The sequence below is a fragment of the Catenuloplanes atrovinosus genome (assembly GCF_031458235.1).
GTDB lineage: Bacteria > Actinomycetota > Actinomycetes > Mycobacteriales > Micromonosporaceae > Catenuloplanes > Catenuloplanes atrovinosus.
This window is the reverse complement of the sequence record NZ_JAVDYB010000001.1, coordinates 7,614,797-7,638,067: the sequence shown is the minus strand read 5'-3', so window position 1 is coordinate 7,638,067 and position 23,271 is coordinate 7,614,797. Positions and strand designations below refer to the sequence as shown.

Below are 23,271 nucleotides of genomic sequence, written 5' to 3'. Positions count from 1 at the left end.
CGTGCGGGCTGGCGATACGCTGGCGGTCCCATGTCTGAAACGTCCCAGGGCCCCGTCGGGGTCGACCAGCGCGCCCAGCTCTCCGCCGTGCAACGCAACGCCGTCGCGGAGCTGTTGCGCGTCTCCCCCGTCGCCGACGAGCTCGGCCGCCGGTTCGCCGACGCCGGGCACGAGCTGCACCTGGTCGGCGGCTCGGTGCGCGACGCGCTGCTCGGCCGCCTCGGCGACGACCTGGACTTCTGCACGGACGCGCAGCCGGATGAGACGCTCGCGGTGCTCAAGGGCTGGGCCGAGGCCATCTGGGAGACCGGGCGCGAGTTCGGCACGATCGGCGCGATGCGCGGCGGCCTGCGGCTGGAGATCACCACGTTCCGCGCGGAGGCCTACGACGGCGTCAGCCGCAACCCCGTGGTGAAGTACGGCACCAGCCTCGCCGACGACCTGGTCCGGCGCGACTTCACGATCAACGCGATGGCGGTCAGCCTGCCGGGGCACGTCTTCACCGATCCGTACGGCGGCCTGGCCGACCTGGCCGCGCGCGTGATCCGGACGCCGGGCACGCCGGAGTCGTCGTTCGGTGACGACCCGCTGCGCATGCTGCGCGCCGCCCGGTTCGTGGCGAAACTGCGGTTCACGCCCGACCCGGCCGTGGTCGCCGCGATGACCGAGCTGGCGCCGTCACTGGACCGGATCACCCCGGAGCGCATCCGCGACGAGTTCACCAAGCTGATGGTCGGCGTGGACCCGATCGCGGCGCTGCGCCTGCTGGTCGACACCGGCCTGGCCGACCGCTTCCTGCCGGAGCTGCCCGGCCTCAAGCTCGCCATCGACGAGCACGCGCAGCACAAGGACGTCTACGAGCACACGCTGACCGTGGTCAGCAACGCGATCCGGCTGGAGGGCGGCGGCGAGCCGGACTTCACGCTGCGGATGGCCGCGCTGCTGCACGACATCGGGAAGCCGGCCACCAAGGCGGTCGGCCCGGACGGCCGGGTCAGCTTCCACCACCACGAGGTGGTCGGCGCGCGGATGACGCGGCAGCGGATGAAGGCACTGCGCTACCCCAAGGACGTCACCGCGGACGTGACCCGCCTGGTCGAGCTGCACCTGCGCTTCTACGGGTACGGCCGGGGCGAGTGGACCGACTCCGCGGTGCGCCGGTACGTGACCGACGGTGGCCCGCTGCTCGACCGCCTGCACAAGCTGACCCGCTCCGACTGCACCACCCGGAACCGGCGCAAGGCGGCCGCACTCGCGGCGGACTACGACGCGCTGGAGGAGCGGATCGCCCGGATCGCGGCCGAGGAGGACCTCGCGCGGGTCCGCCCGGACCTGGACGGCAACGCGATCATGGAGCTGCTCGGGCTGCCGCCGGGGCCGCTGGTCGGGCAGGCCTGGCGGCACCTCAAGGAGCTGCGCCTGGAGCGCGGCCCGCTGACCCGCGACGAGGCGGAGGCGGAGTTGCGCGCCTGGGCCCGGGCGCAGGGGCTCTAGGGGCCTTTAGGACAGGTCCCACTCGGCGATCCGTTCACTCATTTCGATCGGATCAACCGCTTATGCGGGGTGCGCGGGTTCCGTTAGGTTCACTGCTCGGTCCTTCGTGGAGGGCCGGGTCGGTGGCTAAGGAGGGCCGGGCAGTGCGACCGTGCGCCATCTGTGGCGGGGTGACGGTCACGGCCGACGGGACGTGTGCCGGGTGCGGCGTGTCCCGGGATCGTCTGCAATCACCGGCTTACCCGACGAATCCGGCTTATCGCCCCGTTTCCGGGCCGCCGCGTGACGAGGCCGAGACCACGCCGCTGCCACCGCCGGTGTCGGGGCCGCCGGTCTCCGGCCCGCCCGTGTCCGGTGTGCCCGTCTCGGGGACGCCGGTCGTCCCCGGGGCCACCGCCGGTCCTCGCCGCGTGCCGAAGCCGCCCTCGTGGCGCACCCCCGCTCCGCCCCCGCCCCCGCCCCCGCCGCCGCCCAGGCCGGCCGAGCCGGTGATGGGGTACGACGCGCCCTCCCCCGCGCTGGCCGGCAGCGAGCGGGCGCACCCGCTCGCGGTCGTGCTGGTGGCGGTCGCCGGCGTGGTCGCGGCCGGCGTGTTCGGTGCGGTCGTGGTGCGGTTCGCGGGCGCGGACTCGCGGGCCGCCGACCGGCTCACCGGACCGCCGCCGGCTCAGGTCGCGGCCGCGCCCACGTCGCCGTCCCCGTCGCCCTCCCCCTCGCCGGCCTCCCCGTCGCCCGCGGCCGTGGCGGACGAGTGCCTGGTCGGGCCGTGGCGCGTCGCCGAGCAGCGGGAACTCGTCGCGCTGCCCGACCTCGGCACGGTCGAGGTGACGCTGACCGGCGTCGGCCCGGCCGTCACCTACCGGGCGGACGGCACCGGCGTGATCGAGTACGGCGAGGCGACCTCCTACGCCGCCACCGTGGACGGCCGGGACGCGCTGATCACGGTGGCCGGCACGGTGACGTTCGAGTTCGGGGCCGCGGACGGCGTGACGGCCGCGACGGAGGCACGGTCCGACGCCACGTTCACGGTCACGCCGGACGGGGCGGAGCCGGGCGCGCCGGCGGACTGGCCGGCCTCGCTGACCGAGTGGTCTTACGAGTGCGGCCCGAGCGACCTCGCGCTGACCGGTCCGGACGCGCAGCGTGAGGTGCTCACCCGGGGCGAGTGACGGTGCGGCGCGACATCGCTCGTTGAGTAAGATCCGCTGACCGTTGAGGCCATTGGGGCGAGTGGATCGCACCCGCTAGCGTCGGGTCTGAAGGTGGGACGGCAAGCCGGGAGGCGACATGGGGCCCTGCGCGGTCTGTGGGGGCGGCACGATCGACGCGGCGGGTAACTGCACGCAGTGCGGCAACTACCGCGGCACCGGCGAGGTGACCTCCGCACCGCCGGCGCCCTATCCGTCGCCCGGCTACCCGCAGCAGCCCCAGTCCCCGCCGAACGGTTACCCGTCGCCGACCAGCGGTTCCGGGTACGACGCCTACCCCAGCCCGCACACCAGCGGCGCCCCGGCGTACCCGACCAGCGGCGGTGCGGGCTATCCGGCCAGCGGCGGCGGTTACCCGAACACGCCGCCGGCGTATCAGCCGCCGTCCTCGTACCCGGCGCAGCCGCAGGCGTACCCGCCCGTCTACACGCCGCCACCGTCGCAGAACAAGGGGCGGCGCGGCCTGAACATCCTGATCGGCGCGCTGGTCTCGGTCGTGCTGGTGCTGCTCTGCTGCATCGGGCTCACCGTCTGGAGCACCAACCAGGAGGACACGCCGGTCGCGGACGGCACGCCGACCCCGACCGTCTCGGTGAACCCGGACATAGACTCCTGCACGGTCGGCACCTGGAACGTGACCACGCACACCGAGGACCTGGAGGTCCCCAACGTCGGCACGATCAAGCTGACCGGTGGGAAGGGCGCGAAGATCATCCTCTCCGAGGACGGTGCGGCCGTGTTCGACTACGGCACCGGCACGGAGTACACCGGGTCGGTCAGCGGGCAGACCGTGCGGCTGCGGATTCAGGGCGAGGTCAACTACACCTACACGGCGCGCGACGCCCGGATCGCGCTGACCGCGGTCGACTCCGAGGCCACCTTCGTCATCTTCGTCAACGGCGAGCAGACCGCGGAGGACGAGGAGTTCCTGGCCACCTCCGACACGGCGGACTACACCTGCGGCGACGACCGGCTGGTGCAGAGCGGCGACCTCTACAAGATCGAATACACCCGCGGCTGACGCGGGACAATGGGGACATGCGCTGGATGGTGATCGACTCGCCGATCGGCGAGCTGTCCGTGGCGGCCGAGCGCGCGGGCGTCGCGGGCCCCGCCGCGGTCGGCGGCGTGCACTTCGGCCGGCACCCGGCCGCCCGCGCGTGGACCGGCGGTGAGGACGCGCTGCTCGACGAGGCGATCGGGCAGCTGCGCGCCTACTTCGCGGGTGAGCTGACCGCGTTCACGGTGCCGCTGGCCGTCTCCGGCGGCTCGGACTTCGAGCGCGCGGTGTGGGACCGGATCGCCCGCATCCCGTACGGCGAGATGGTGACCTATGGGGAGATCGCCACCGGACTGGGCGACGCCGGCGCGGCCCGCGCGGTCGGCACCGCCTGCAACCGCAACCCGATCCCGGTCATCGTGCCGTGCCACCGCGTGGTCGGCGCGGGCGGCAAGATGGTCGGCTTCGGCGGCGGGATCCCCCGCAAGCGGGTTCTGCTGGAACTCGAGGCACGGATCGCGCTGCAACGCGACTGGCTCGCCTGACCGCCCCGATCGGGTGAATCACCCGGCGTGGTCGTACCTATATATAAGGAGAGGGCCGGGCCCGCGCGGACCCGGCCCTTCCGCGAGAGATCAGCGCTCGATCTCGCCGGCGATGAACCGGTCCACGGCCGCGTGCGCGTCGTGGTCGGAGTACTGCACCGGCGGCGACTTCATGAAGTAGGACGAGGCGGACAGGATCGGGCCGCCGATCCCCCGGTCCAGCGCGATCTTGGCGGCGCGCACCGCGTCGATGATCACGCCGGCCGAGTTCGGCGAGTCCCAGACCTCGAGCTTGAGCTCCGCGTTCAGCGGCACGTCGCCGAACGCCTTGCCCTCCAGCCGGATGTACGCCCACTTGCGGTCGTCGAGCCACGGCACGTGATCGGACGGGCCGATGTGCACGTCGCTCTTGACCATCTCGTGCGGGATCTGGGACGTGACCGACTGGGTCTTCGAGATCTTCTTCGAGATCAGCCGGTTGCGCTCCAGCATGTTCATGAAGTCCATGTTGCCGCCGAAGTTCAGCTGGTACGTGCGCAGCAGCTCGACCCCGCGGTCCTCGAACAGCTTCGCCAGCGCGCGGTGCACGATGGTGGCGCCGACCTGGCTCTTGATGTCGTCGCCGACGATCGGCAGGCCCGCGTCGGTGAACCGCTGCGCCCACGCCGGGTCGGAGGCGATGAAGACCGGCAGCGCGTTGACGAACGCGCAGCCGGCGTCGATGGCGGCCTGCGCGTAGAACTTGGCCGCCTCCTCGGAGCCGACCGGCAGGTAGGCGACGACGACGTCGGCCCGGGCGTCGCGCAGCGCCTGCGCCACGTCCACCGGCTCCTCGTCCGACTCCTCGATGATCTCTCGGTAGTACTGGCCCAGACCGTCGAAGGTCGGGCCGCGCTGCACCTGCACGCCGGTCGGCGGCACGTCGGCCAGCTTGATCGTGTTGTTCTCGCTCGCCACGATCGCCTCGGCCAGGTCACGGCCGACCTTCTTGGCGTCCACGTCGAACGCTGCGACGAACGTCACGTCGGAGACGTGGTAGTCACCGAACGTGACGTGCATGAGACCGGGGACCCGGTCGCTCGAGTCGGCGTCCCGGTAGTACTCCACACCCTGGACCAGGGACGAGGCGCAGTTACCCACGCCGACGATGGCCACGCGGACGGAACCCATCCCGCTTGCCTCCTTCTTCTTGGTCAGCACGACAGGTCGTCTGTCATGACGTGCCCGGCTCCTCGCCGGCGGCGTCGCCGGTCGAGGGCGGGAGATCGGTCGGGCCGGGACGGCCCGGCGCGCGGCCGGATCGCTCGCTCGCGATGAGCTCCTCCAGCCAGCGCACTTCGCGCTCACAGGCCTCCAGGCCGTGGCGCTGCAGCTCCAGCGTGTACGCGTCGAGTCGCTCGGTGGCCCGGGCCAGCACGTTGCGCAGGCCCTCGCGCCGCTCCTCGACCTTCCGGCGGCGGCCCTCCAGGATGCGCAGCCGGGTGGCGCGATCGGTGCGGGCGAAGAACGCGAAGTGCACGGTGAAGCTCGCGTCGTCGTACGTCTCCGGGCCGGCGTGCGCGATCAGCTCCGCGAACCGCTCCTTGCCCTCGGCGGTGATCTTGTAGACGATCCGGCCCCGGCGGCTGGTCAGCGCCGGCACCTCGTCCGCCGTCGCCGGTGTCTCGCCCGCCTGGGCGATCCAGCCGGCGAGTTGCAGGCGCTTGAGCGTCGGGTAAAGGGTGCCGTAGCTGATCGCCGCGCGGATCGGGCCGAGCTTGGTGCTCAGCTCCTTGCGCAACTCGTAGCCGTGCATGGCCGACTCGGAGAGCAGACCGAGGATGGCGAACTCCAGCACGGCCGCTCCTCTCTCTCGGGATTCTGGATCTCCCGATGTATCGGCCCGATACATCGAACCGTAGAACGTCAGGTGGCCGAGACGCAAACGATGTGCCGTTAAACGTTTGTGTCGGCCACTGACTGTCACGGAAAGTGAGCGTTGTCGCCTCTTGGGCCGGGAGCCGTTACTCTTCAGTCCGTGCGCACGCAGCGGCAGGTGGTGGACTACTCGCTCCAGAGGCGAGCGGTGCTGCGTGAGGTCCATTCGGGCAGGGTGGGCGTCCACGAGGTGTGTGATGCCTCGCCCTACCTCAAGAACGCGGCACGATTCCACGGCGAGCCGACCGAGGAGCGCTGTCCGATGTGCCGCCGGGAGAACCTCACCCTCGTGCACTACATCTACGGTGATGAGCTCAAGCAGTCCGCCGGGCAGGCACGGAAGCTGGCCGAGCTGCCGATGCTGGCGATGACGCTGAGTGAGTTCCAGGTGTACGTGGTGGAGGTGTGCCAGGGCTGCTCCTGGAACCACCTGGTGGAGCAGTTCCTGCTGGGCCGCGACGGCCTGGAGGCGGACGAGACCACCGGCGGGGCCGGTCACCGGCGAGGAGCGGAACGGTGACGCGCTCGTGGGCCGCAGACGCACGTGAGATCGTTAGCCCGATAAGTCCGTTTATTCCGGATGTAACGGCTACAAAGTCAAGTGAAAGGGCCGCGGTCTGTACCGCCGCGCCCCTAGTGTCCGTTCGTGGCGAAGCTCACGACCACCCCCGAGGGTCGTCGATCCGCGCCACCGCGACCGGCAGGGTGTGACGAATGAACGCGTACGGCGAACCCAGTTCTCCGCATGGCCGGGCCTCCGGTCCGGGCGGAGGCAGGATGCCGGGCTCCGGCGAGCCGGACGACGACCGCTACGGCGGCGCGGCCGGCTCGGGAGGCTGGCCGGGTAACGGCGCTCGCCCCGGAGGGAGCATGCCCCCGCGTGCCTCCGGCAGCGCTCGGCCCGGCGGACCCCCCAGCGCACGAGCGTCCGTGGGCGGCAGCGCCGCGGTCGGCGGTGCCCGCGTGCCGGGCAGCCCGGTCAGCGGTGGCGCGCCCGGGCGTGCCTCGGTCGGCGGCAGCGCCGCGGTCGGTGGCGCGCGGGTGCCGGGCAGCTCCGGTTCCGCCTCGGTCGGCTCCGCGCGCCCGGCCGTGCCGGGACGCGCGTCCGTGGGCGCCGCCGCGGTCGGCGGTGCCGCCGTGGGTGGTGCCGCGGTCGGCGGTGCGGCGGTCGGCGGCGCGCCGGTCGGCCGGGCCGTGCCGGGCCGCGCCAGCGTTCGCCCCGTCTCCCCGGCCGGCCCCGGTGGCCCCGGTGGGGCCGGACCGGGCGGCACCGGCCCCGGGCGCCGCGGCGCCGCCGCGCTGAGCCCGGACGCCGCGAAGCGCGCGCGCCGCCGCAAGATCGCCAACTGGTCGATAGCGGCGTTCGCCGTCGTCATCATGCTGGCCGGCGTCAGCATCGTGGGCCTGACCTACGCCTTCGACGACATCCCGGACATCAACACGTTCGAGCCGGAGATCTCCACGGTCGCCTACGCGGACGGCACCGAGCTGACCAAGCTCGGCGAGCACAACCGCACCGTGGTGCCGGACGAGAAGATCTCGCCGCTGGTCAAGCACGCGGTCGCGGCCGCGGAGGACAAGAAGTTCTACGACCACTCCGGCATCGACCTCAAGGGCATCGCCCGCGCCGCGTGGAACAACATCTCCGGCGGCAACACCCAGGGCGCGTCCACGATCACCCAGCAGTACGCGCGGCACGCCGCGGAGCTGACCGGCATCAACTACAACCGGAAGATCCGCGAGGCGCTGCTGGCCCGCAAGATCGAGGACACGTACGACAAGGACCAGATCATCTCGCTGTACCTCAACGCGATCTGGTTCGGCCGGGGCGCGGAGGGCGTCGAGGCGGCCGCCAAGGCGTACTTCAACAAGTCGGTCACCACGCCGCCCGGCGAGAAGAACGCGATCACCGCGTCCGAGGCCGCCGTGCTCGCCGCCGTGATCAAGCAGCCGGAGCCGATCAAGGGTGGTCACGCGGGCTACGACCCGCACTACAACCTCGAGGCCTCGAAGGAGCGCTGGGGCTACACGCTCGACAACATGGTCGAGATGGGCTGGCTGAGCGCGGAGGATCGGGCGAAGGCGGAGTACCCGGAGAAGAGCCTGGTCAAGTACAACCCGGACGGCTGCGTGTCGGAGTGCGCGAACAGCAAGCCGATCGGTCACGTGCTCAAGTACGTCAAGGCCGAGCTGGAAGAGATGGGCATAACGGACTGGCAGCAGCGTCCGTACCGGATCAAGATCTCGATCAACCCGGCCATGCAGAAGGCGGCGGAGGACGCGGCCTCGCGCAAGAGCAAGTCCTCGCCGATGAGCAAGACGGACGAGAACCACCAGGCCGCGCTGGTCGCGATCGACCCGACCAACGGCCAGGTGCTCGCCTACTACGGCGGTGACGACGGCCAGGGCTTCGACTACGGCGGTGGCAACGGCGGTCACAACCCGGGCTCGACGTTCAAGATGTACACGATCGCGGCCGGCCTGCGCGAAGGCATGTCGATGGACTCGTACTGGGACTCGACCAAGAACGTCGACGAGGAGCGCGGCGGCCGTGAGATCTCCAACGCGGGCCGTGACGATCCGGCGTGTGCGAAGTACTGCTCGCTGGAGAAGATGACGATCGACTCGTTCAACGTGCCGTTCTACTGGATGACCAAGGAGATGGGCCCGGAGAAGGTCGTAGCCGTCGCCCGGGACGCCGGCATCCGCACCATGTGGACGGACGAGGACGAGGTGATCAACCTCGCCGAGGTGGAGCCGAGCGCGGTCGCGCCGAGCAAGTTCGACGTCGAGGTCGGCTTCGGCCAGTACAAGGTGAAGGTCATCGAGCACGTCAACGGCCTCGCCACGCTCGCCAACCGGGGCAGCTACAACAAGGCGCACTTCGTGGTCAGCGTCGAGAAGAAGCGCGCGGACGGCGAGTGGGTCAAGGTCAACGGCGAGCAGATCAAGCCGGAGAAGAAGTTCGACACCGAGCAGATAGACAGCATGCTCAAGGTCCTCCAGAAGATCCCGGGCGCCAGTGACGGCAACGACCACTCGCTGGCCAACGACCGGCCGGCGTTCGCCAAGTCCGGCACCTGGGAACTCGGCAAGGAGGGCGGCACGAACGGTGACGCCTGGTATCTGGGCGCGACCACGCAGATAGCGGCCGGAGTCTGGGTCGGTACCTCGGGTGCGCGCTCGGCGATCAAGGACCCGGACGGCAGCGACATGTACGGCGGTGACACGCCGGGCCAGATCTGGGAAGACTTCATGAACGCCGCGAACAAGGCGGCGAAGTACGAGATCGAGAGCTTCCCCGAGGGCAGCTTCGTCGGCGACCCCAGCGTGCTGGCCAACGGTGTCTCGCCGGCACCGAAGGCGCCGGAGAACCCGAACCCGGGCAACAACCCGAACTCCAGCCCGAGCTGCCAGCCGTTCGACTTCAACTGCCTGTTCGGCAACAACCCGAACAACGGCGGCAACAACAACGGCGGTAACAACAACGGCGGCAACAACCCCGGTGGCAACCCGACGCCACCGGCGCCGAATCCGACCAACGGAATCCCCGGGCTACCGGGGAATGATGACGACGACGACTGACGGTCGATCCGTCTGACTCGATCGAGGCCGGTACGCACCTGGTGTGCGTACCGGCCTCAATCGTTCGTGGTCGATGCGGTGATCCGCCGAGGCCGTGTCCGGTTCTTCAGCGTCATGGGGCAAGATGCCTCGTATGAACGTCGAGCAGCAGCCGCGGGTCGACAACCCCGGACAGTCGGAGCCGTTCGTCCGTGGCCTCTCCGAGGCGATCGGCGGGCCGCTCGGCGAGCACGCCGCGCCCTCCGGCCACGGCGGTCCACAGGGCGCCCGGTTCTGGACCGCCACCCGGATCGTGCTGGCCCTGGTCTGTCTCACGCTCGCGCTGCACTGGGTGCAGAAGTCGCCCTGCCGCGACGGCGCCTGGGACAACCATGTGCAGTACACCCGGTTCTGCTACACGGACGTGCTCGCGCTCTACTACGCCGAAGGCCTCAACGAGGGCAAGGTCCCCTACCGGGATCACCCGGTGGAGTACCCGGTGGTCACCGGCTACTTCATGGGCGTGCTCGGCCTGCCGGTCCACGCGTACGGCGAGGCGAACCCGGGCATCAACCAGGGCACGCTGTTCTACGACGTGAACGCGCTGGTCCTCTCCGCGCTCGCGGTCGTCACCGCGGCCGTCATCCTCGCGCTGCGCCGCCGGCGCCCGTGGGACGCCGCGCTGTTCGCGCTCGCACCGGCGCTGTTCGTCACCGCGACCGTGAACTGGGACTTCCTCGTGATCGGGCTCGCCGCGGCCGGGCTCTACGCCTGGGCACGGAGCAAACCGGTGCTGGCCGGCGTGCTGCTCGGCCTCGGTGCCGCGGCCAAACTCTGGCCGCTGTTCATCTTCGGGCCGCTGCTCATCCTCGGGCTGCGGGCCGGGCGGATCCGGCCGGTGCTCGTCGCGCTCGGCACCGGCGCCGCCACCTGGCTCGCGGTCAACGCGCCGGTGTTCCTGCTCTGGCGCGAGTCGTGGAACCGGTTCTTCGAGCTCAACACGGAACGCCCGATCGACTGGGGCACCCTCTGGTACGTCGGCCGCTACCTGGACGGCAAGCTCGCCCCGCTGATCCCCGGCGAGCAGGGCATCTTCCAGTGGTTCAGCGACAACGTGGACCCGGCGCTGAACTGGACCAGCTACGCGCTGTTCGGCCTGGCCTGCCTCGGCATCGCGTTCCTGATCATGACCGCGCCGCGGCGGCCCCGCCTCGCTCAGGTGATCTTCCTGGTGGTGGCCGCGTTCCTGATCTTCAACAAGGTGTGGTCGCAGCAGTTCGTGCTCTGGCTGCTGCCGCTCGCGGTGCTGGCCCGGCCGCGCTGGGGCGCGTTCCTCGCCTGGCAGGCGGCCGAGGTGCTGTACTTCGTGGCGTTCTACGGCGAACTGCTGGGGGCCTCCGGCAAGCAGGTCTTCCCGGAGGGCGTGTTCGTGCTGGCGGCCACGCTGCGGCTGGTCACGGTGGCGGCGCTCTGCTGGTTCGTGATCCGGGAGATCCGGCACCCGGAGGAGGACCCGGTGCGCACGGTCTACGACGACGACCCGGACGGCGGTGTCCTCGACGGCGCGCCGGACGCGCCGTGGGTGATCAGCCGGTTCGGGCGCGGCCAGGGGGCGGTACTGCCGGTTCCGGCGCTGGCGGGCGCGGGTCTCGGCGCCGGTACGGCGAGCGGCTCGACCGCCTATCTCGCGGACGACCGCCTGGACGACCTGGACGACGGCGCCGAGGACCGGACCCCGGCGCCCGCGTCCGGCCCGCCGCCCGTCTCGGCGTCGACCACCGCTCCCGGCCCGGCCTCCGCCTCGTCGGGGCTGCCCGGCACCGACGGTCCGGCCGGCACTGATGACCCGGCCGGCACTGATGACCCGGCCCGTGGCGACGCTTCGGCCGGCGAGGACGGCTCGGCCCGTGGCGACGCTTCGGCCGGTGAGCGGCGGGCGAGTGACGACGACGGCCGGTGACGGTGAGCCGGCCGAGGTGCTCGACTGCCTCGGCCGGCGCTGCCCGCTCCCGGTGATCGCGCTCGCCAAGCGGCTCCCCGCGCTGCCCACCGGTGCGGTGATCCGCGTGCTGGCCGACGACCCGGCCGCGGCGAACGACATTCCCGCCTGGTGCCGGATGAAGTCGCAGGAGTACCTGGGTTCCCCCGCGCCGTCCACCTTCGACGTGCGCCGCCTGAGCTGACGTACCACGTGAACCGGCCCGGTCCGGCGAGTGCCGAACCGGGCCGTCCGTGCGTGGGTCAGAGGCGGTAGACCACCGCGTTCTCCATGTCCTCGCGGGTGATGCCGAGGTAGTCGACGGGAAGGTCGACGCGCGCCTCCAGATCCGTGCCGACGATCCACTCGCGCATCACCACCACGTTCCGCACGCCGATGCCGCGCAGGTAGTCGATGCTGGTCTGGTCGGGGAACGACTGCGTCGCGGCGCGGATCTCGTCGGTCTTCGTCGGCGTGAAGCCGCTGCCGCCGTTGGTCACCTCCTGGAACCGGGTGGTGGACCAGAGCATCACGTGCTGGTCCCAGCCGCCCACGCTGGGCAGCACCAGCATCGGCCCGTCGACCGCGCGCATCGCCAGCGGCTGCTGCGGCACGATCGGGTGCGGCGTGAGGTTCGCACCCTCCAGCACGATCGCCAGCAGCGGCAGCAGCGTGGCGAGGCGCAGCAGCGGGCCCGGCCGGGCCGGCACCCGCTCGCGGGAGAAGTCCACGGCGCGCCGCGAGTACGCCGCGACCGCGCCCGCGGCCAGCAGCGCCAGGAAGATGGTGGTCCACAGCACGAGCCGGCCCGGCGTGCGGATGCCCTGCCAGCCCGGCAGGTGCTCGAACAGCGGCACGTAGGTGAACGTCCCGCCGTAGAACGCGGTGCCCATCGACAGCACGCCGCTGACCAGCACGCCGGCCGCCAGCAGCGCGCGCTGCCGTACCGTCCAGATCGAGAAGAACAGGCCCGCGACCGCGAGCCCGATCAGCGCGAAGCCGGGCAGCAGCGTCATCTCCGGCTTGAACGGCAGCGCGTCGCGCGCCACCGTGTGCAGCTCGCCCCAGAGCGCGGACTCCGCGGGCGCGATGAAGAAGCTGCGGAGCGGCGGCGAGAACAGCTCGATGTCCGCGATGCTGCGCCTGGCGTTCGGGTACATCTCGGAGACCCGGAAGTACGGGATGGCGAGCAGCGCGCCGACCGCGGCGAAGATCAGGCCGCCGGCCGCGTCCGCCGCGAGCAGCCGCCAGCCGAACGGCTTCGGCTCCTTCCACACCCGGAACCGCTTCACCGCGTACGTCACGGCGGACACCAGCACGATCAGCAAGAGCACGTACGCGAACGGCAGCCCGATGCCGAAGCCGAGGCTGATCTGCCACGCCGCGACCAGCCAGCCGGCCAGCGCCCACCCTGCGTGGCGGCGCTCCGGCCGGTATCCGTGGCGCAGCGAGTAGCCGTGGCCGCGGGCCAGCATCGCCAGCGCGAGCATGATGCCGCCGCTGGACATGACGTGCAGGTGGCCGGCCTGGGGCAGGCGCCACGGCGCCAGGGCCAGTGCCGCGCCGGCGACCGCGCCCGCGATCCGGCCGGTGCCGAGCTGCCGAGCCAGTGCGTACCCACCGATGAAGACCAGCGCGTACGCCAGCACGTAAATGATGTTGTACCGCAGCACCGCGGCGACCGGGCCCTCGCCGATCATGCCGGCCGGGGCGTACCCGAGCAGCGCGTCGGAGAACGCGAAGCTCAGCTCGTTCGGATAGAACGTGTTGGAGTTCCACAGCTGCGCCGGGTCGGTCAGCAGGATGTGCCCGGACCAGGCCATCTGCCAGGCCTGGAGCGTCGGGTCCCAGATGTCCTGCGGGATCGTGTGCAGCGGGTATCTCAGCGTGGGCCAGGTGACGACCACGGCGGCGAGCAGGCCGGCGAGGATCGCGAACGTCCACTCGTGCACCAGCGCGCGGGCGACCGCGGTCCGGATCCGCCCCACCCGGCTGAGCTGCACGGGCGGCGGCGGCCCGAACGACTCGAAGGGGTCCCGGTTCGGATCGGTCATGACGGTCATCTGCCCGGGCCGGTCCGCCGGCCTGGCGGCCGGAGCGGCCGGAGTGGCCGACTCGCCGGGGGCGGCCGCGCGCAGCGACGCGGCGCTCCCCTCCGGCTTGCGCGCCCCGGCCTCCGCGCCACCCTGCCCATCGCCGGTGAGCTGCGGTTTGTCCGTACTCATCGCTCGACTGCCCCTTACGGTCTCGTGTGCCCGCCGGTGGAGACGGTCTAGTCGCCGATTTGGTTGCGAAGGAACGCGATGTCGGCGCTCTGCCCGTCGGCGCCACCGGGAGTCTCCACGATCACCGGCGCGTCCGCCGCCCGGACCACGCCGACCAGCAGCGCCGGGTCGATCATGCCGTGGCCGAGGTTGTCGTGCCGGTCCCGCCGGGAGTCGAACTCGTCCCGCGAGTCGTTGCAGTGCACCAGGTCGATCCGGCCGGTGATCGCCTTGATCCGGTCGACCGCGTCGATCAGCTGCTCACCGCCGGCGTGCGCGTGGCAGGTGTCCAGGCAGAAGCCGGCGCCGAACGGGCCGACCGCGTCCCACAGCCGGGCGATCGCGTCGAACGTGCGGGCGCACGCGTTCTCCCCGCCGGCCGTGTTCTCGATCAGGACGGGCAGCGGGAAACCGCCCTCCTTCGCCGCATAGTCGAAGGTCTTGCGCCAGTTGTCGAACCCGGTCGCGATGTCGTCACCGTCGCCGACGTGGCCACCGTGGACGATCAGCCCGGCCGCGCCGATCTCCGCGGCCGCGCGGGCGTGCGCCAGCAGCAGCTTGCGGCTCGGGATGCGAATCCGGTTGTTCGTGGTGGCGACGTTGATCCGATACGGCGCATGCACGAAGAGCCGCACGTCGGAGGCGCGCAGCGCGTCGGCGTCGGCCCGCGGCTCGGGGGTGGCAAAGCTCTGCGGGTCGGTCAGGAAGAACTGCACGGCATCGGCGCCGCGGGCGGCGGCAGCGGCCAGCGGGTCGGCCGGATCGACGTGGGCTCCGATTCGCATGACCGGCAGCCTACGTCGCACCCCCGACGGAATTCGCCCCTGCCCGCCCCTGAACGGGCGTCGCACGGCCCGGGGAGCGCCGTCACCGCGAGCACTTGCTTGTCGTTGTGCGAATGAATTCGGCGAGGGGTGTTTTACACCACTTTGTCGTCCGCCCTCACACCAGCCTGGGAGTCTGCCGATGCGGATCCGTGTCGCGCGCATGTCGCTGGTCGCGCTGGTGGCGGCGTTGCCGCTGCTGGCCGGCGGCCCGGCGGGGGCCACCGAGGAGAGCGGCGCGGAGGTGGTCTTCAGCGGCGGCGGGCTGCTCGGCGTGACCTGCGGCGCGAAGCCGAACGTGAGCACGGTCTCGCTGCCCGCCGAGTCCACCCTACGGGTGGTCAACCGGACCGGCTACCGGGCCAAACTGCTGCTGGACGGCGCCACCCAGGGCGAGATCGGCAAGGGCGAGGCCGCCAAGGTCCTGTTCCACCACGGCCCGGTCACGGTCGCGCTCAAGCCGAACTGCGTGCTCACCGAGGAGTCCGCGTCCGTGCGCGTGTCGGTGCGCCCGGCGGCCCGCGCGGCGGCGCCGCCACCCGCCGCGCCGCCGCCCGCGCCGGAGGAGCCGGCCCCGGCCGTGGCGATGCCGCCCGCTCCCGGGTCGCGCTCGCCGGACGCCGCGACACGCCGGCCCACGCCGGCCGATCGGCGGTCCGCGCCGGCCGCCGCGGACCCCGCGCCGGTTGCCGACACGCCGGTGGGTACGACCGAGAGCGCCCACGTCCCCGGCGTCGCGACCCCGCCCGCCCCGTCGCCGCCCGCGCTCCCGGACCCGCTCGCCGCGCCGCTGGGCCGGGACGTCACCGGCGCGCCGGCCGTGCTCGCGGAGGGCGTCGCGGCGGAGCCGGTCGCGTCCGTGGGGCCGGTCGAGGAGAGCGGCCCGGTCGGCCTGCTGGCGCTAATCGCGACAATTTGCGTGATTGGCGTGTCAGCTGGGGCAATTCGGGCTATTATCGCTCAGCGGGCCGCCCGAGCCGGGTACGTGTAGGTCCGCTCCGAAGCCCCGCGGGGCGCCGGTCCAACCTCGTCGGTGTGGTCGTTCCTCCCCAGGTCCCACCCCAGGAAAGCGGACCCGCGCCCCGCGGTTCCATGTCGTCGATCTATCGGGGTCCGCTGATTCGTGCCGCCGGGCCCCCGCTATCCTTGTCAGGTTGCCCGCGGCCGGTAATCCCATCGCGCTCGCGGCAACGACGCAGACCTCCTGTCACGGAAGGACCGTGACCGCTAGCCCATAGGAGGTGAGTACGTCTTGCGTCACTACGAAATCATGGTGATCCTCGATGCCAGTCTCGAGGAGCGCACCGTCGCCCCATCGCTCGACACGTACCTGAACGTGATCCGTACCGCGGGTGGCTCGGTGGAGAAGCTCGACGTCTGGGGCCGCCGGCGCCTGTCGTACGAGATCGAGAAGAAGGCCGAGGGCATCTACGCCGTCATCGACCTTCAGGCGACGCCCGAGGCCGTGGCCGAGCTGGACCGCCAGCTGCGACTCAACGAGTCCGTGCTGCGCACCAAGGTCATCCGGCCGGAAGTTCGCTGATCTTCCGGCTCCACCCGAAACGTCGCCGGGGTTTCTGTCGCACCCGTGTGGCAGTCTGACTCACCAAATCACCCCGGTGGTAGGAGAAGGTCATGGCAGGAGAGACAGTCATCACCGTCGTTGGCAATCTGACCAATGACCCAGAGTTGCGCTTCACCGCCTCGGGTGCGGCAGTCGCCAGGTTCACGGTCGCGTCGACCCCCCGGACTCTCGATCGTCAGTCCGGGGAGTGGAAGGACGGCGAGCCACTGTTCCTCCAATGCAGCGTCTGGCGTCAGGCGGCGGAGAACGTCGCCGAGTCGCTGACGCGCGGTTCTCGAGTGATCGTCCAGGGGCGTCTGCGCCAGCGGTCGTACGAGACCCGTGAGGGAGAGAAGCGCACCGTCATCGAGATGGAGGTCGACGAGGTCGGCCCCTCGCTCCGCTACGCGACCGCGAAGGTCCAGAAGATGTCCCGCTCCGGCGGCGGCGGTGGTGGGGGCTTCGGCTCCTCCAACGGCGGCGGCGGGGGCGGTGGCGGCTTCGGCGGCGGAGGGAACTCCGGTGGCGGCGGCAACTTCGGCGGAGGCAACAACTCCGGCGGTGGTGGCGACTACTCCGACCCGTGGGCGACCGCGAGTCCGGCCTCTTCCGGTTCGGGTGGCGGCGGCAACTTCGACGACGAGCCCCCGTTCTAACAGGTTACGGAGCAAGCAATGGCTAAGGCTGCGGCACTGCGCAAGCCGAAGAAGAAGGTGAACCCGCTCGACAAGGAGGGGATCACCTACATCGACTACAAGGACACCGCGCTGCTGCGCAAGTTCATCTCCGACCGCGGCAAGATCCGTGCCCGCCGCGTCACCGGGGTGACCTCGCAGCAGCAGCGTCAGATCGCCCGCGCGGTCAAGAACGCCCGCGAGATGGCGCTCCTGCCGTACACGACGACGGCCCGCTGAGAGGGGGGACGGACATGAAGATCATCCTGACCCAGGAGGTGTCCGGCCTCGGCGCTCCCGGCGACATCGTGGAGGTCAAGGACGGCTACGGCCGTAACTACCTCCTGCCGCAGGGTTTCGCGATCAACTGGACCAAGGGCGCCGAGAAGCAGGTCACGGTCATCCGCCGGGCCCGCCAGGCGCGCGAGATCCGTGGTCTCGAGCACGCGAACGAGGTGAAGGCCGCGATCGAGGGCCTGAAGACGGTCAGCCTCGGCGCCCGTTCCGGCGCCGGCGGCCGCCTCTTCGGCTCGGTCACCCCGGCGGACGTCGTCGGCGCGATCAGGGCCGCCGGCGGCCCGTCGATCGACCGGCGCCGCCTCGACCTCCCGGCCCACATCAAGTCGGTCGGTGCCTACACGGTGGGGGTCAAGCTGCACCCCGAGGTCACGGCCAAGTTCACGCTGAACGTGACGCCGACCAAGTAACGCTCGCACCAGCGCGGGAGCCCCGGGACGTACCCTCGTCCCGGGGTTTCGTGTTTTTGGTGCGGGTCAGCCGATCGGCTGACCGCTGATCGCGGAGACCAGCACGGTCGCCAGGCCGCCGCCCATCACGGCCGCGGCCAGGCCCACGCTCGCGGTCTTCCAGGTGCCGCTGACCAGGCGCAACAGGTACGCGATCACGATGCTCACGGCCAGCGAGATGCCGAACTGCGGCGCCGCGCCGAGCAGCGTCGCACCGGCCCGCGCCCGCTCCGCCGCACCCTGCGTCAGCGTGAAGATCGTGAAGAGCAGCACCGGCACCGAGTACCAGAAGACGGTGAACCCGATCGCGGCCAGCGGGCCGCCGGGCGGCGCCTCCTCCAGCTCGTCGAGCTCCTCGACCGCCACCCGGCGGCGCATCGCCGCGGACATCTCCCGACGCGGCGTGCGCTGCTCCGGCACGGCGTCCGCATACGACGGGCGGGCCAGACCGTCCGGGTACGTCCCCGTGGTCGCCTGACCGGCCGCCCAGTCCCGCTCCGCGGCCGACGTGTCGTCCTGCCACGAACGCACCGGACGAGACGCCCGGTAGACGCCCGCCGCCGGCGCGGCGCCGGCGGCCGGTGCGCCGGTCCACATCACCCCGTCCGGCGTACGCTGCCAGCTGCTGGTGTCCGTCTCCTGCCGGCGCGGATAGCGCGACACCTCGCCGGTCTCGCCCGCGTAGCGCGGCCGGCCCGCCCCCGGCTCCGCCCGGGTGAAGCCGTAGCCGCCGGCCCGGGTGCCGGTGTCCTCGGTCGCGGACCGGTCCCGCCGGCCCCGGGTGCCGTCCAGCTGCGCGCCGCGCCGCCACGTGCCGGTGTCCGACACCGTCTGCGGACCCCGCCAGTCGCCGTCATCCGCGTTCTCCGGGCGCCGCCGCCACGTGCCCGTGTCCGAGGTGCCCGCGGCGTCCGCGCGCCACCCCGGCCGCTCCTGGACCGCCTCCGGCGGCAGCTGCGGCGCGTTGCCGGAGCGGGGCACCGGCGGTCCCGGGTCGGGGCGCGGCCCACGGGTGCGGGCCGGGCCCATCGTCGGGTCGCTCCAGTCCGGCCAAGCGCTCTGCTGGTACTGCCGCGGCGCCTCCTCGGCGGCCTCGGCCCGCTCACCGGCGCGTTCGGCGCGCCGTCGCTCGGACCGGGTGGGTCGCGGCGCCTCCCAGGTGCCGGTGTCCTCCCGGGTGGCCCGGCCGCTCCAGGTCTCCTCCTCGACCGGCTCCGGCGCGCGCCGCTGCGCGGGCACCTCCGGCCGGTCCCAGCTGCCGGTCTCCGACACCCAGGTGCGCGTTTCCGTCACCCGACGCCACGAACCGGCGCCCGAGCGCCGGTTCCAGGTGTCCTCCTCCGCGTCGCGACCCCATGAGCCGCCGCCCTCGTCGGGTGGCCGGCGGCGGGGAGCGGCGTCCTCCTCGACCGGGTCGCGGCGGTAGCCGTACCGTCCGCCGGGTTGATAGGCGCGGTAGCCGGTCTCCTCCTCCGGCTCGGCGCGCGAGCCGCGCCGCCAGCTCGCCGTGTCGCTGACGTTGCGCCAGCTGCCGGTGTCGTACCGCCGATCGGCCCAGCTCGGCCGCTCCGGGGTCGCGTCCTCGTAGCTGAGGCTCTCGCTCACCCGGCCGTAGGTGGCGCCGCCGTCCGCGTCCCGCTGCCAGTCCTCCGTCTCGCGGCTGGCCTGCCAGCGGTTGCGCGCGCGGCTGCCGCGGACCGGCGGGATGTCGCCGACGCCGGTGTCCCCGGTGCGCTGGTAGAAATCCGTGGTCGCCGGGTCGGGATAGCTGGTGTAGCGGGTGAGCTGCGACTCCTCCGCCGCCCGTGGAGCGGGCAGCTCGTCGCCGTAATCGCCGGTTTCCGACCAGGACTCAGCGCGGCGCCGCTGTCGCGGCGCCCGCCCGCTGGTATCCCGATCGTCGTAGTCCACCAATGGAGCGTGACCGTTCCGAGACCAGATCGCAATACGTGTTCCAGGGACATCAACTCGCGGCGATGAGCCTACCGTCGGCCCGCGGTGCGTCGAGAACCGGACAAGGTTTCCTTCCTCCACATGCTGGGGAGGAAGTTTTCCCAGCTCAGGCCGGTTTGTGTGACGCGATCCACTTAGTTCTGCACAAGTTATCCACAGGGCTGCGCACAGCATGCGTCCTGATGTCCACAGGTAATACCCAGGCTCGTCCACCGCCCCGTTTGGGGCTCGGGCCTCGGGGTTCGTAGTGTGATCGCTCTACCGGCAGGCGTGTGCGCCGTTCCGCTTGTCGGCCGCCCGCCCGATGCGGGATAGTACGTATGTTCGACTGAGAGGGGGGCTCGATGTCGATTACCGACGACGTGCGGCCCGGCTCGTTCACCCCCGACGACTCCGGGGGCGAGCGCCCGCGCCGCCAGAAGGACCGTTCGTTCGACGGCCCGCCCCGCGACGGCGAGGGCGGTGGCGGCGGCCTCGACCGCACCCCGCCCCAGGACATGGCCGCCGAGCAGTGCGTGCTCGGCGGCATGCTGCTCTCCAAGGACGCGGTCGCCGACGTCGTGGAGATCCTCAAGACCGGCGATTTCTACCGGCCCATCCACGCCACCATCTTCGACGCCATCACCGACCTCTACGGCCGCGGCGAGCCCGCCGACGCCATCACGGTCGCCGCGCTGCTCAACGACGCCGGCGACCTGGCCCGCATCGGCGGCGCGCCCTACCTGCACACGCTGATCGCCAGCGTCCCCACGGCCGCCAACTCGTCGTACTACGCCCGCATCGTGGCCGAGCGCGCCGTCCTGCGCCGCCTGGTTGAGGCCGGCACCCGCATCGTCCAGCTCGGCTACGGCGCCGCCGCCGGCAGCGGGCGTGACGTGGACGACATCGTCGACCTGGCACAGCAGGCCGTCTACGACATCACCGAGAAGCGGGTCAACGAGGACTTCGCCAGCCTCGGCGAGATGCTCCAGCCCACCCTCGACGAGATCGAGGCGATCGGCGCCAACGCCGGCATCATGACCGGCGTCCCCACCGGCTTCGCCGACCTCGACCGCCTCCTCAACGGCCTCCACGCCGGCCAGCTCATCATCGTCGCCGGCCGCCCCGGCCTGGGAAAGAGCACGGCGAGCATGGACTTCGCGCGGAACGCGGCCATTCGGGCGAACTGCGCGAGTGCGATCTTCTCGCTGGAGATGAGCAAGGTCGAGATCGTCATGCGACTGCTCTCGGCCGAGGCGCGGGTGCCGCTGCACGTGTTGCGGTCCGGCCAGCTCTCCGACGACGACTGGACGAAGCTGGCCCGCTGCATGGGCGAGATCAGCGAGGCGCCGCTGTTCGTGGACGACACGCCGAGCATGAACCTGATGGAGATCCGGGCGAAGGCGCGCCGGCTCAAGCAGCGGCACGACCTCAAGCTGATCGTGGTCGACTATCTGCAGCTGATGTCCTCGCCGGGCCGCACCGAGAGCCGTCAGCAGGAGGTCGCCGAGCTGTCCCGTGGCCTGAAGCTGCTGGCCAAGGAGGTCGAGGCGCCGGTCATCGCGGTCTCCCAGCTGAACCGTGGCCCCGAGCAACGCACCGACAAGCGGCCCCAATTGTCCGACTTGCGCGAGTCCGGCTGCGTGCCGGCCGGCACAAGGGTGATCAGGGCGGACACGAACGAGCAGGTCACCATCGGCGAGCTGTTGACGTCGGGTGCCAGGAACGTGCCGGTCTGGGCACTGAACGACCGACTCCAGTACGTGCCGGCCACCATGACGCACGCGTTCCCCAGCGGTCGCAAGGAGGTGTTCCGTCTGCAACTCGCTTCGGGACGCCGGGTCGAGGCGACGGCGAATCACCCGTTCCTGACCATCGACGGATGGCGGGCGCTGGGCGATCTCGCCGTCGGCTCGCGTATCGCCGTTCCCCGGCACCTGCCGCCTCCGGCGGACATCGTGCCGTGGCCGGAGGCCGAGGTGGTGATGCTCGCTCACCTGCTGGGCGACGGGTCCTTCGGGCGCCGCCGGCCCATCCGGTACGCGAGCGTGGACGAGGCCAACCTGACGGCGGTCACCGACGCCGCCGAACACTTCGGCATCACCGCGGTCCGCGACGAGCACCCGGCGAACCGGGTCGTGGCATTGCGGTTGCCCGCGCCGTTCCGGCCGGCTCGTGGCAAGCGGAATCCGATCGCGGCGTGGCTCGACGATCTCGGCCTCTTCGGCCTCCGATCCCACGAGAAGTTCATTCCCGCGGGTGTGGCGTCCCTGCCGAAGAGGCAGATCGCCCTCTTCCTGCGACACCTATGGGCGACCGACGGCTCGGTCACGGTCACGAAGCACGGTCGCGGTGGCCGGATCTACTTCTCGGCGACCAGCCGGCGGATGCTCGATGAGATCTCCCTCCTCCTCCTGAGGTTCGGGATCTCCGGGCGCATCCGGGTGGCGACGGCCGGCGCGCATCGGCCGCAGTACACCCTCGACATCTCGGGCCGGGACGACCAGCTCAGGTTCCTGCGCGAGATCGGCGTGCACGGCCTACGAGGGATCGCCTGCGCCGAACTGCTGGCCGTCCTCGAAGGCGGCCGGAGTGATCCGGACGTCGATACCGTGCCGGCGGAGGTGTGGACCCGGGTGAGGTCGATCCTCACCGAGAAGAAGATCTCCCACCGCGAGTTCGCCCCCGCGATGAACACCCGGTTCAGCGGAAGCACGATGTCGAAGCGAGGCGCCGGCCGCGAACGGCTGGCCAGGGTCGCCGACGTCCTCGACGACGCGGAGCTGGACCTGTTGGCGACGAACGACGTCCTGTGGGACGAGGTCGTCTCGATCACCGCGGCCGGCGACATGGACGTGTACGACGCCACCGTCCTGGGGCTGCACAACTTCATCGCGGACGGCGTGGCGGTCCACAACTCGATCGAGCAGGACGCTGACGTGGTGATTCTGTTGCACCGGGATGACTACTACGACAAGGAGTCGCCGCGGGCGGGGGAGGCGGACTTCATCGTGGCGAAGCACCGTAACGGGCCGACGGACACGATCACGGTGGCGGCGCAGCTGCACCTGTCCCGGTTCGTGGACATGGCGATGTAGGGCCGCCTACCGCAGCGCGGCGGCCCTACCTACCGCAGTTCCTAGTCGAAGAGTTCGCCGAGGAAGCCGCGGTGCCGCTTGTTGCGGCGGTGGCCGTGGTGCCGGTAGTGGCCGTGGTACCCGCCCTGGCCGTAGGCGGGGGCACCGTGCCCGTACGCCGGGGTCGCGGCCGGGTAGCCGTGCTGCACCGGAGGCGGAGGCGGAGGCGCGTAACCGCCACCGTGCCCGGGCGCGGCCGGCGGGTAGCCGGCGGGCGGGGGCGGCGGAGCGGCCGCGGGGCGGGCGCCCTGCGGGTTGCGCTGGCTCCAGTTCTGCTCGGCCTCAAAGAGTTTTTCCAGCTCACCGCGGTCGAGGAAGATCCCTCGGCACTCGGTGCACTGGTCGATGGTGACGCCGCTGCGTTCGTACTGCCGCATCTGGCCGTGGCACTTTGGACAGGTCATCTGCATGGGTCGACGGTACC

The 23,271-nt window shown here is 71.5% G+C and carries 19 protein-coding genes and 1 pseudogene; 14 read left to right on the top strand and 6 right to left on the bottom strand.

The genetic code is table 11. The features are described from left to right. Positions 1-30: 30 nt before the first annotated feature. The 4 genes from J2S41_RS34010 (at position 31) to J2S41_RS33995 (ending at position 4,247) form a co-directional block, all read left to right on the top strand. Entirely contained in the window at positions 31-1,494 is a 1,464-nt protein-coding gene (locus tag J2S41_RS34010) for a CCA tRNA nucleotidyltransferase (protein WP_310374176.1), read from the top strand. 491 nt (positions 1,495-1,985) lie between these two features. Beyond that, the gene (locus tag J2S41_RS34005; protein WP_310374174.1) at positions 1,986-2,663 is read left to right on the top strand and encodes a hypothetical protein; all 678 of its coding nucleotides are present in this window, start codon (positions 1,986-1,988) and stop codon (positions 2,661-2,663) included. Positions 2,664-2,781: 118 nt separating this feature from the next. Beyond that, positions 2,782-3,723, top strand: coding sequence for a hypothetical protein (locus J2S41_RS34000; protein WP_310374172.1), 942 nt, complete (start codon positions 2,782-2,784; stop codon positions 3,721-3,723). Positions 3,724-3,740: 17 nt separating this feature from the next. After that, the gene (locus J2S41_RS33995; protein ID WP_310374170.1) at positions 3,741-4,247 is read left to right on the top strand and encodes a methylated-DNA--[protein]-cysteine S-methyltransferase; all 507 of its coding nucleotides are present in this window, start codon (positions 3,741-3,743) and stop codon (positions 4,245-4,247) included. A 90-nt stretch (positions 4,248-4,337) separates the two neighbouring features. Here the strand turns inward: J2S41_RS33995 and J2S41_RS33990 are convergent, their stop codons facing one another. Together J2S41_RS33990 and J2S41_RS33985 are read right to left on the bottom strand one after the other, a co-directional pair. Continuing rightward, on the bottom strand, positions 4,338-5,417 hold the full coding sequence (locus J2S41_RS33990) for an inositol-3-phosphate synthase (RefSeq protein ID WP_310374169.1): 1,080 nt from the start codon (positions 5,415-5,417) through the stop codon (positions 4,338-4,340). Positions 5,418-5,460: 43 nt separating this feature from the next. Further along, the gene (locus tag J2S41_RS33985) at positions 5,461-6,084 is read right to left on the bottom strand and encodes a PadR family transcriptional regulator (RefSeq protein ID WP_310374167.1); all 624 of its coding nucleotides are present in this window, start codon (positions 6,082-6,084) and stop codon (positions 5,461-5,463) included. Between the two features lie 180 nt (positions 6,085-6,264). Between J2S41_RS33985 and J2S41_RS33980 the strand changes: the two genes are divergently transcribed. The 4 genes and pseudogenes from J2S41_RS33980 (at position 6,265) to J2S41_RS33965 (ending at position 11,911) form a co-directional block, all read left to right on the top strand. Further along, complete coding sequence (locus J2S41_RS33980; protein ID WP_310374164.1) at positions 6,265-6,684, top strand: DUF5318 domain-containing protein; 420 nt, start codon at positions 6,265-6,267, stop codon at positions 6,682-6,684. Positions 6,685-7,094: 410 nt separating this feature from the next. After that, complete coding sequence (locus J2S41_RS33975; protein ID WP_310374162.1) at positions 7,095-9,749, top strand: transglycosylase domain-containing protein; 2,655 nt, start codon at positions 7,095-7,097, stop codon at positions 9,747-9,749. Positions 9,750-9,873: 124 nt separating this feature from the next. Continuing rightward, positions 9,874-11,322: pseudogene (locus tag J2S41_RS33970) on the top strand (glycosyltransferase family 87 protein); the annotation flags it as partial. A gap of 331 nt (positions 11,323-11,653) precedes the next feature. Then, the gene (locus J2S41_RS33965; RefSeq protein WP_310374160.1) at positions 11,654-11,911 is read left to right on the top strand and encodes a sulfurtransferase TusA family protein; all 258 of its coding nucleotides are present in this window, start codon (positions 11,654-11,656) and stop codon (positions 11,909-11,911) included. 58 nt (positions 11,912-11,969) lie between these two features. Here J2S41_RS33965 and J2S41_RS33960 read toward each other — a convergent pair whose 3' ends face one another. Beyond that, entirely contained in the window at positions 11,970-13,931 is a 1,962-nt protein-coding gene (locus J2S41_RS33960) for a hypothetical protein (RefSeq protein ID WP_310374158.1), read from the bottom strand. 47 nt (positions 13,932-13,978) lie between these two features. Beyond that, positions 13,979-14,755, bottom strand: a complete 777-nt coding sequence (locus tag J2S41_RS33955; protein WP_310374156.1) for a deoxyribonuclease IV — start codon at positions 14,753-14,755, stop codon at positions 13,979-13,981. 181 nt (positions 14,756-14,936) lie between these two features. On the opposite strand from J2S41_RS33955, the gene J2S41_RS33950 reads away from it, so the two are divergent. The 5 genes from J2S41_RS33950 to rplI all read left to right on the top strand — a co-directional run bounded on the left by J2S41_RS33950 (position 14,937) and on the right by rplI (position 17,739). Next, a complete protein-coding gene (locus J2S41_RS33950; RefSeq protein ID WP_310374154.1) occupies positions 14,937-15,785 on the top strand; it encodes a hypothetical protein in 849 nt (282 codons plus the stop codon). A gap of 261 nt (positions 15,786-16,046) precedes the next feature. Further along, complete coding sequence (rpsF, locus tag J2S41_RS33945) at positions 16,047-16,337, top strand: 30S ribosomal protein S6 (RefSeq protein ID WP_310374152.1); 291 nt, start codon at positions 16,047-16,049, stop codon at positions 16,335-16,337. Positions 16,338-16,429: 92 nt separating this feature from the next. Then, the gene (locus J2S41_RS33940; protein WP_310374150.1) at positions 16,430-17,014 is read left to right on the top strand and encodes a single-stranded DNA-binding protein; all 585 of its coding nucleotides are present in this window, start codon (positions 16,430-16,432) and stop codon (positions 17,012-17,014) included. 18 nt (positions 17,015-17,032) lie between these two features. Next, entirely contained in the window at positions 17,033-17,272 is a 240-nt protein-coding gene (gene rpsR, locus J2S41_RS33935; protein ID WP_173040721.1) for a 30S ribosomal protein S18, read from the top strand. Positions 17,273-17,286: 14 nt separating this feature from the next. After that, entirely contained in the window at positions 17,287-17,739 is a 453-nt protein-coding gene (gene rplI / locus J2S41_RS33930; protein WP_310374148.1) for a 50S ribosomal protein L9, read from the top strand. Between the two features lie 66 nt (positions 17,740-17,805). Here rplI and J2S41_RS33925 read toward each other — a convergent pair whose 3' ends face one another. Next, on the bottom strand, positions 17,806-19,689 hold the full coding sequence (locus J2S41_RS33925; RefSeq protein WP_310374146.1) for a hypothetical protein: 1,884 nt from the start codon (positions 19,687-19,689) through the stop codon (positions 17,806-17,808). Between the two features lie 386 nt (positions 19,690-20,075). Between J2S41_RS33925 and J2S41_RS33920 the strand changes: the two genes are divergently transcribed. Next, positions 20,076-22,808, top strand: coding sequence for a replicative DNA helicase (locus tag J2S41_RS33920; protein WP_310374144.1), 2,733 nt, complete (start codon positions 20,076-20,078; stop codon positions 22,806-22,808). Positions 22,809-22,849: 41 nt separating this feature from the next. On the opposite strand, the gene J2S41_RS33915 is transcribed toward J2S41_RS33920, so the two are convergent. Beyond that, positions 22,850-23,257 carry a TFIIB-type zinc ribbon-containing protein gene (locus J2S41_RS33915; RefSeq protein ID WP_310374143.1) on the bottom strand — a complete coding sequence of 136 codons (408 nt, stop codon included), beginning with the start codon at positions 23,255-23,257 and terminating at the stop codon, positions 22,850-22,852. Positions 23,258-23,271: the final 14 nt, after the last annotated feature.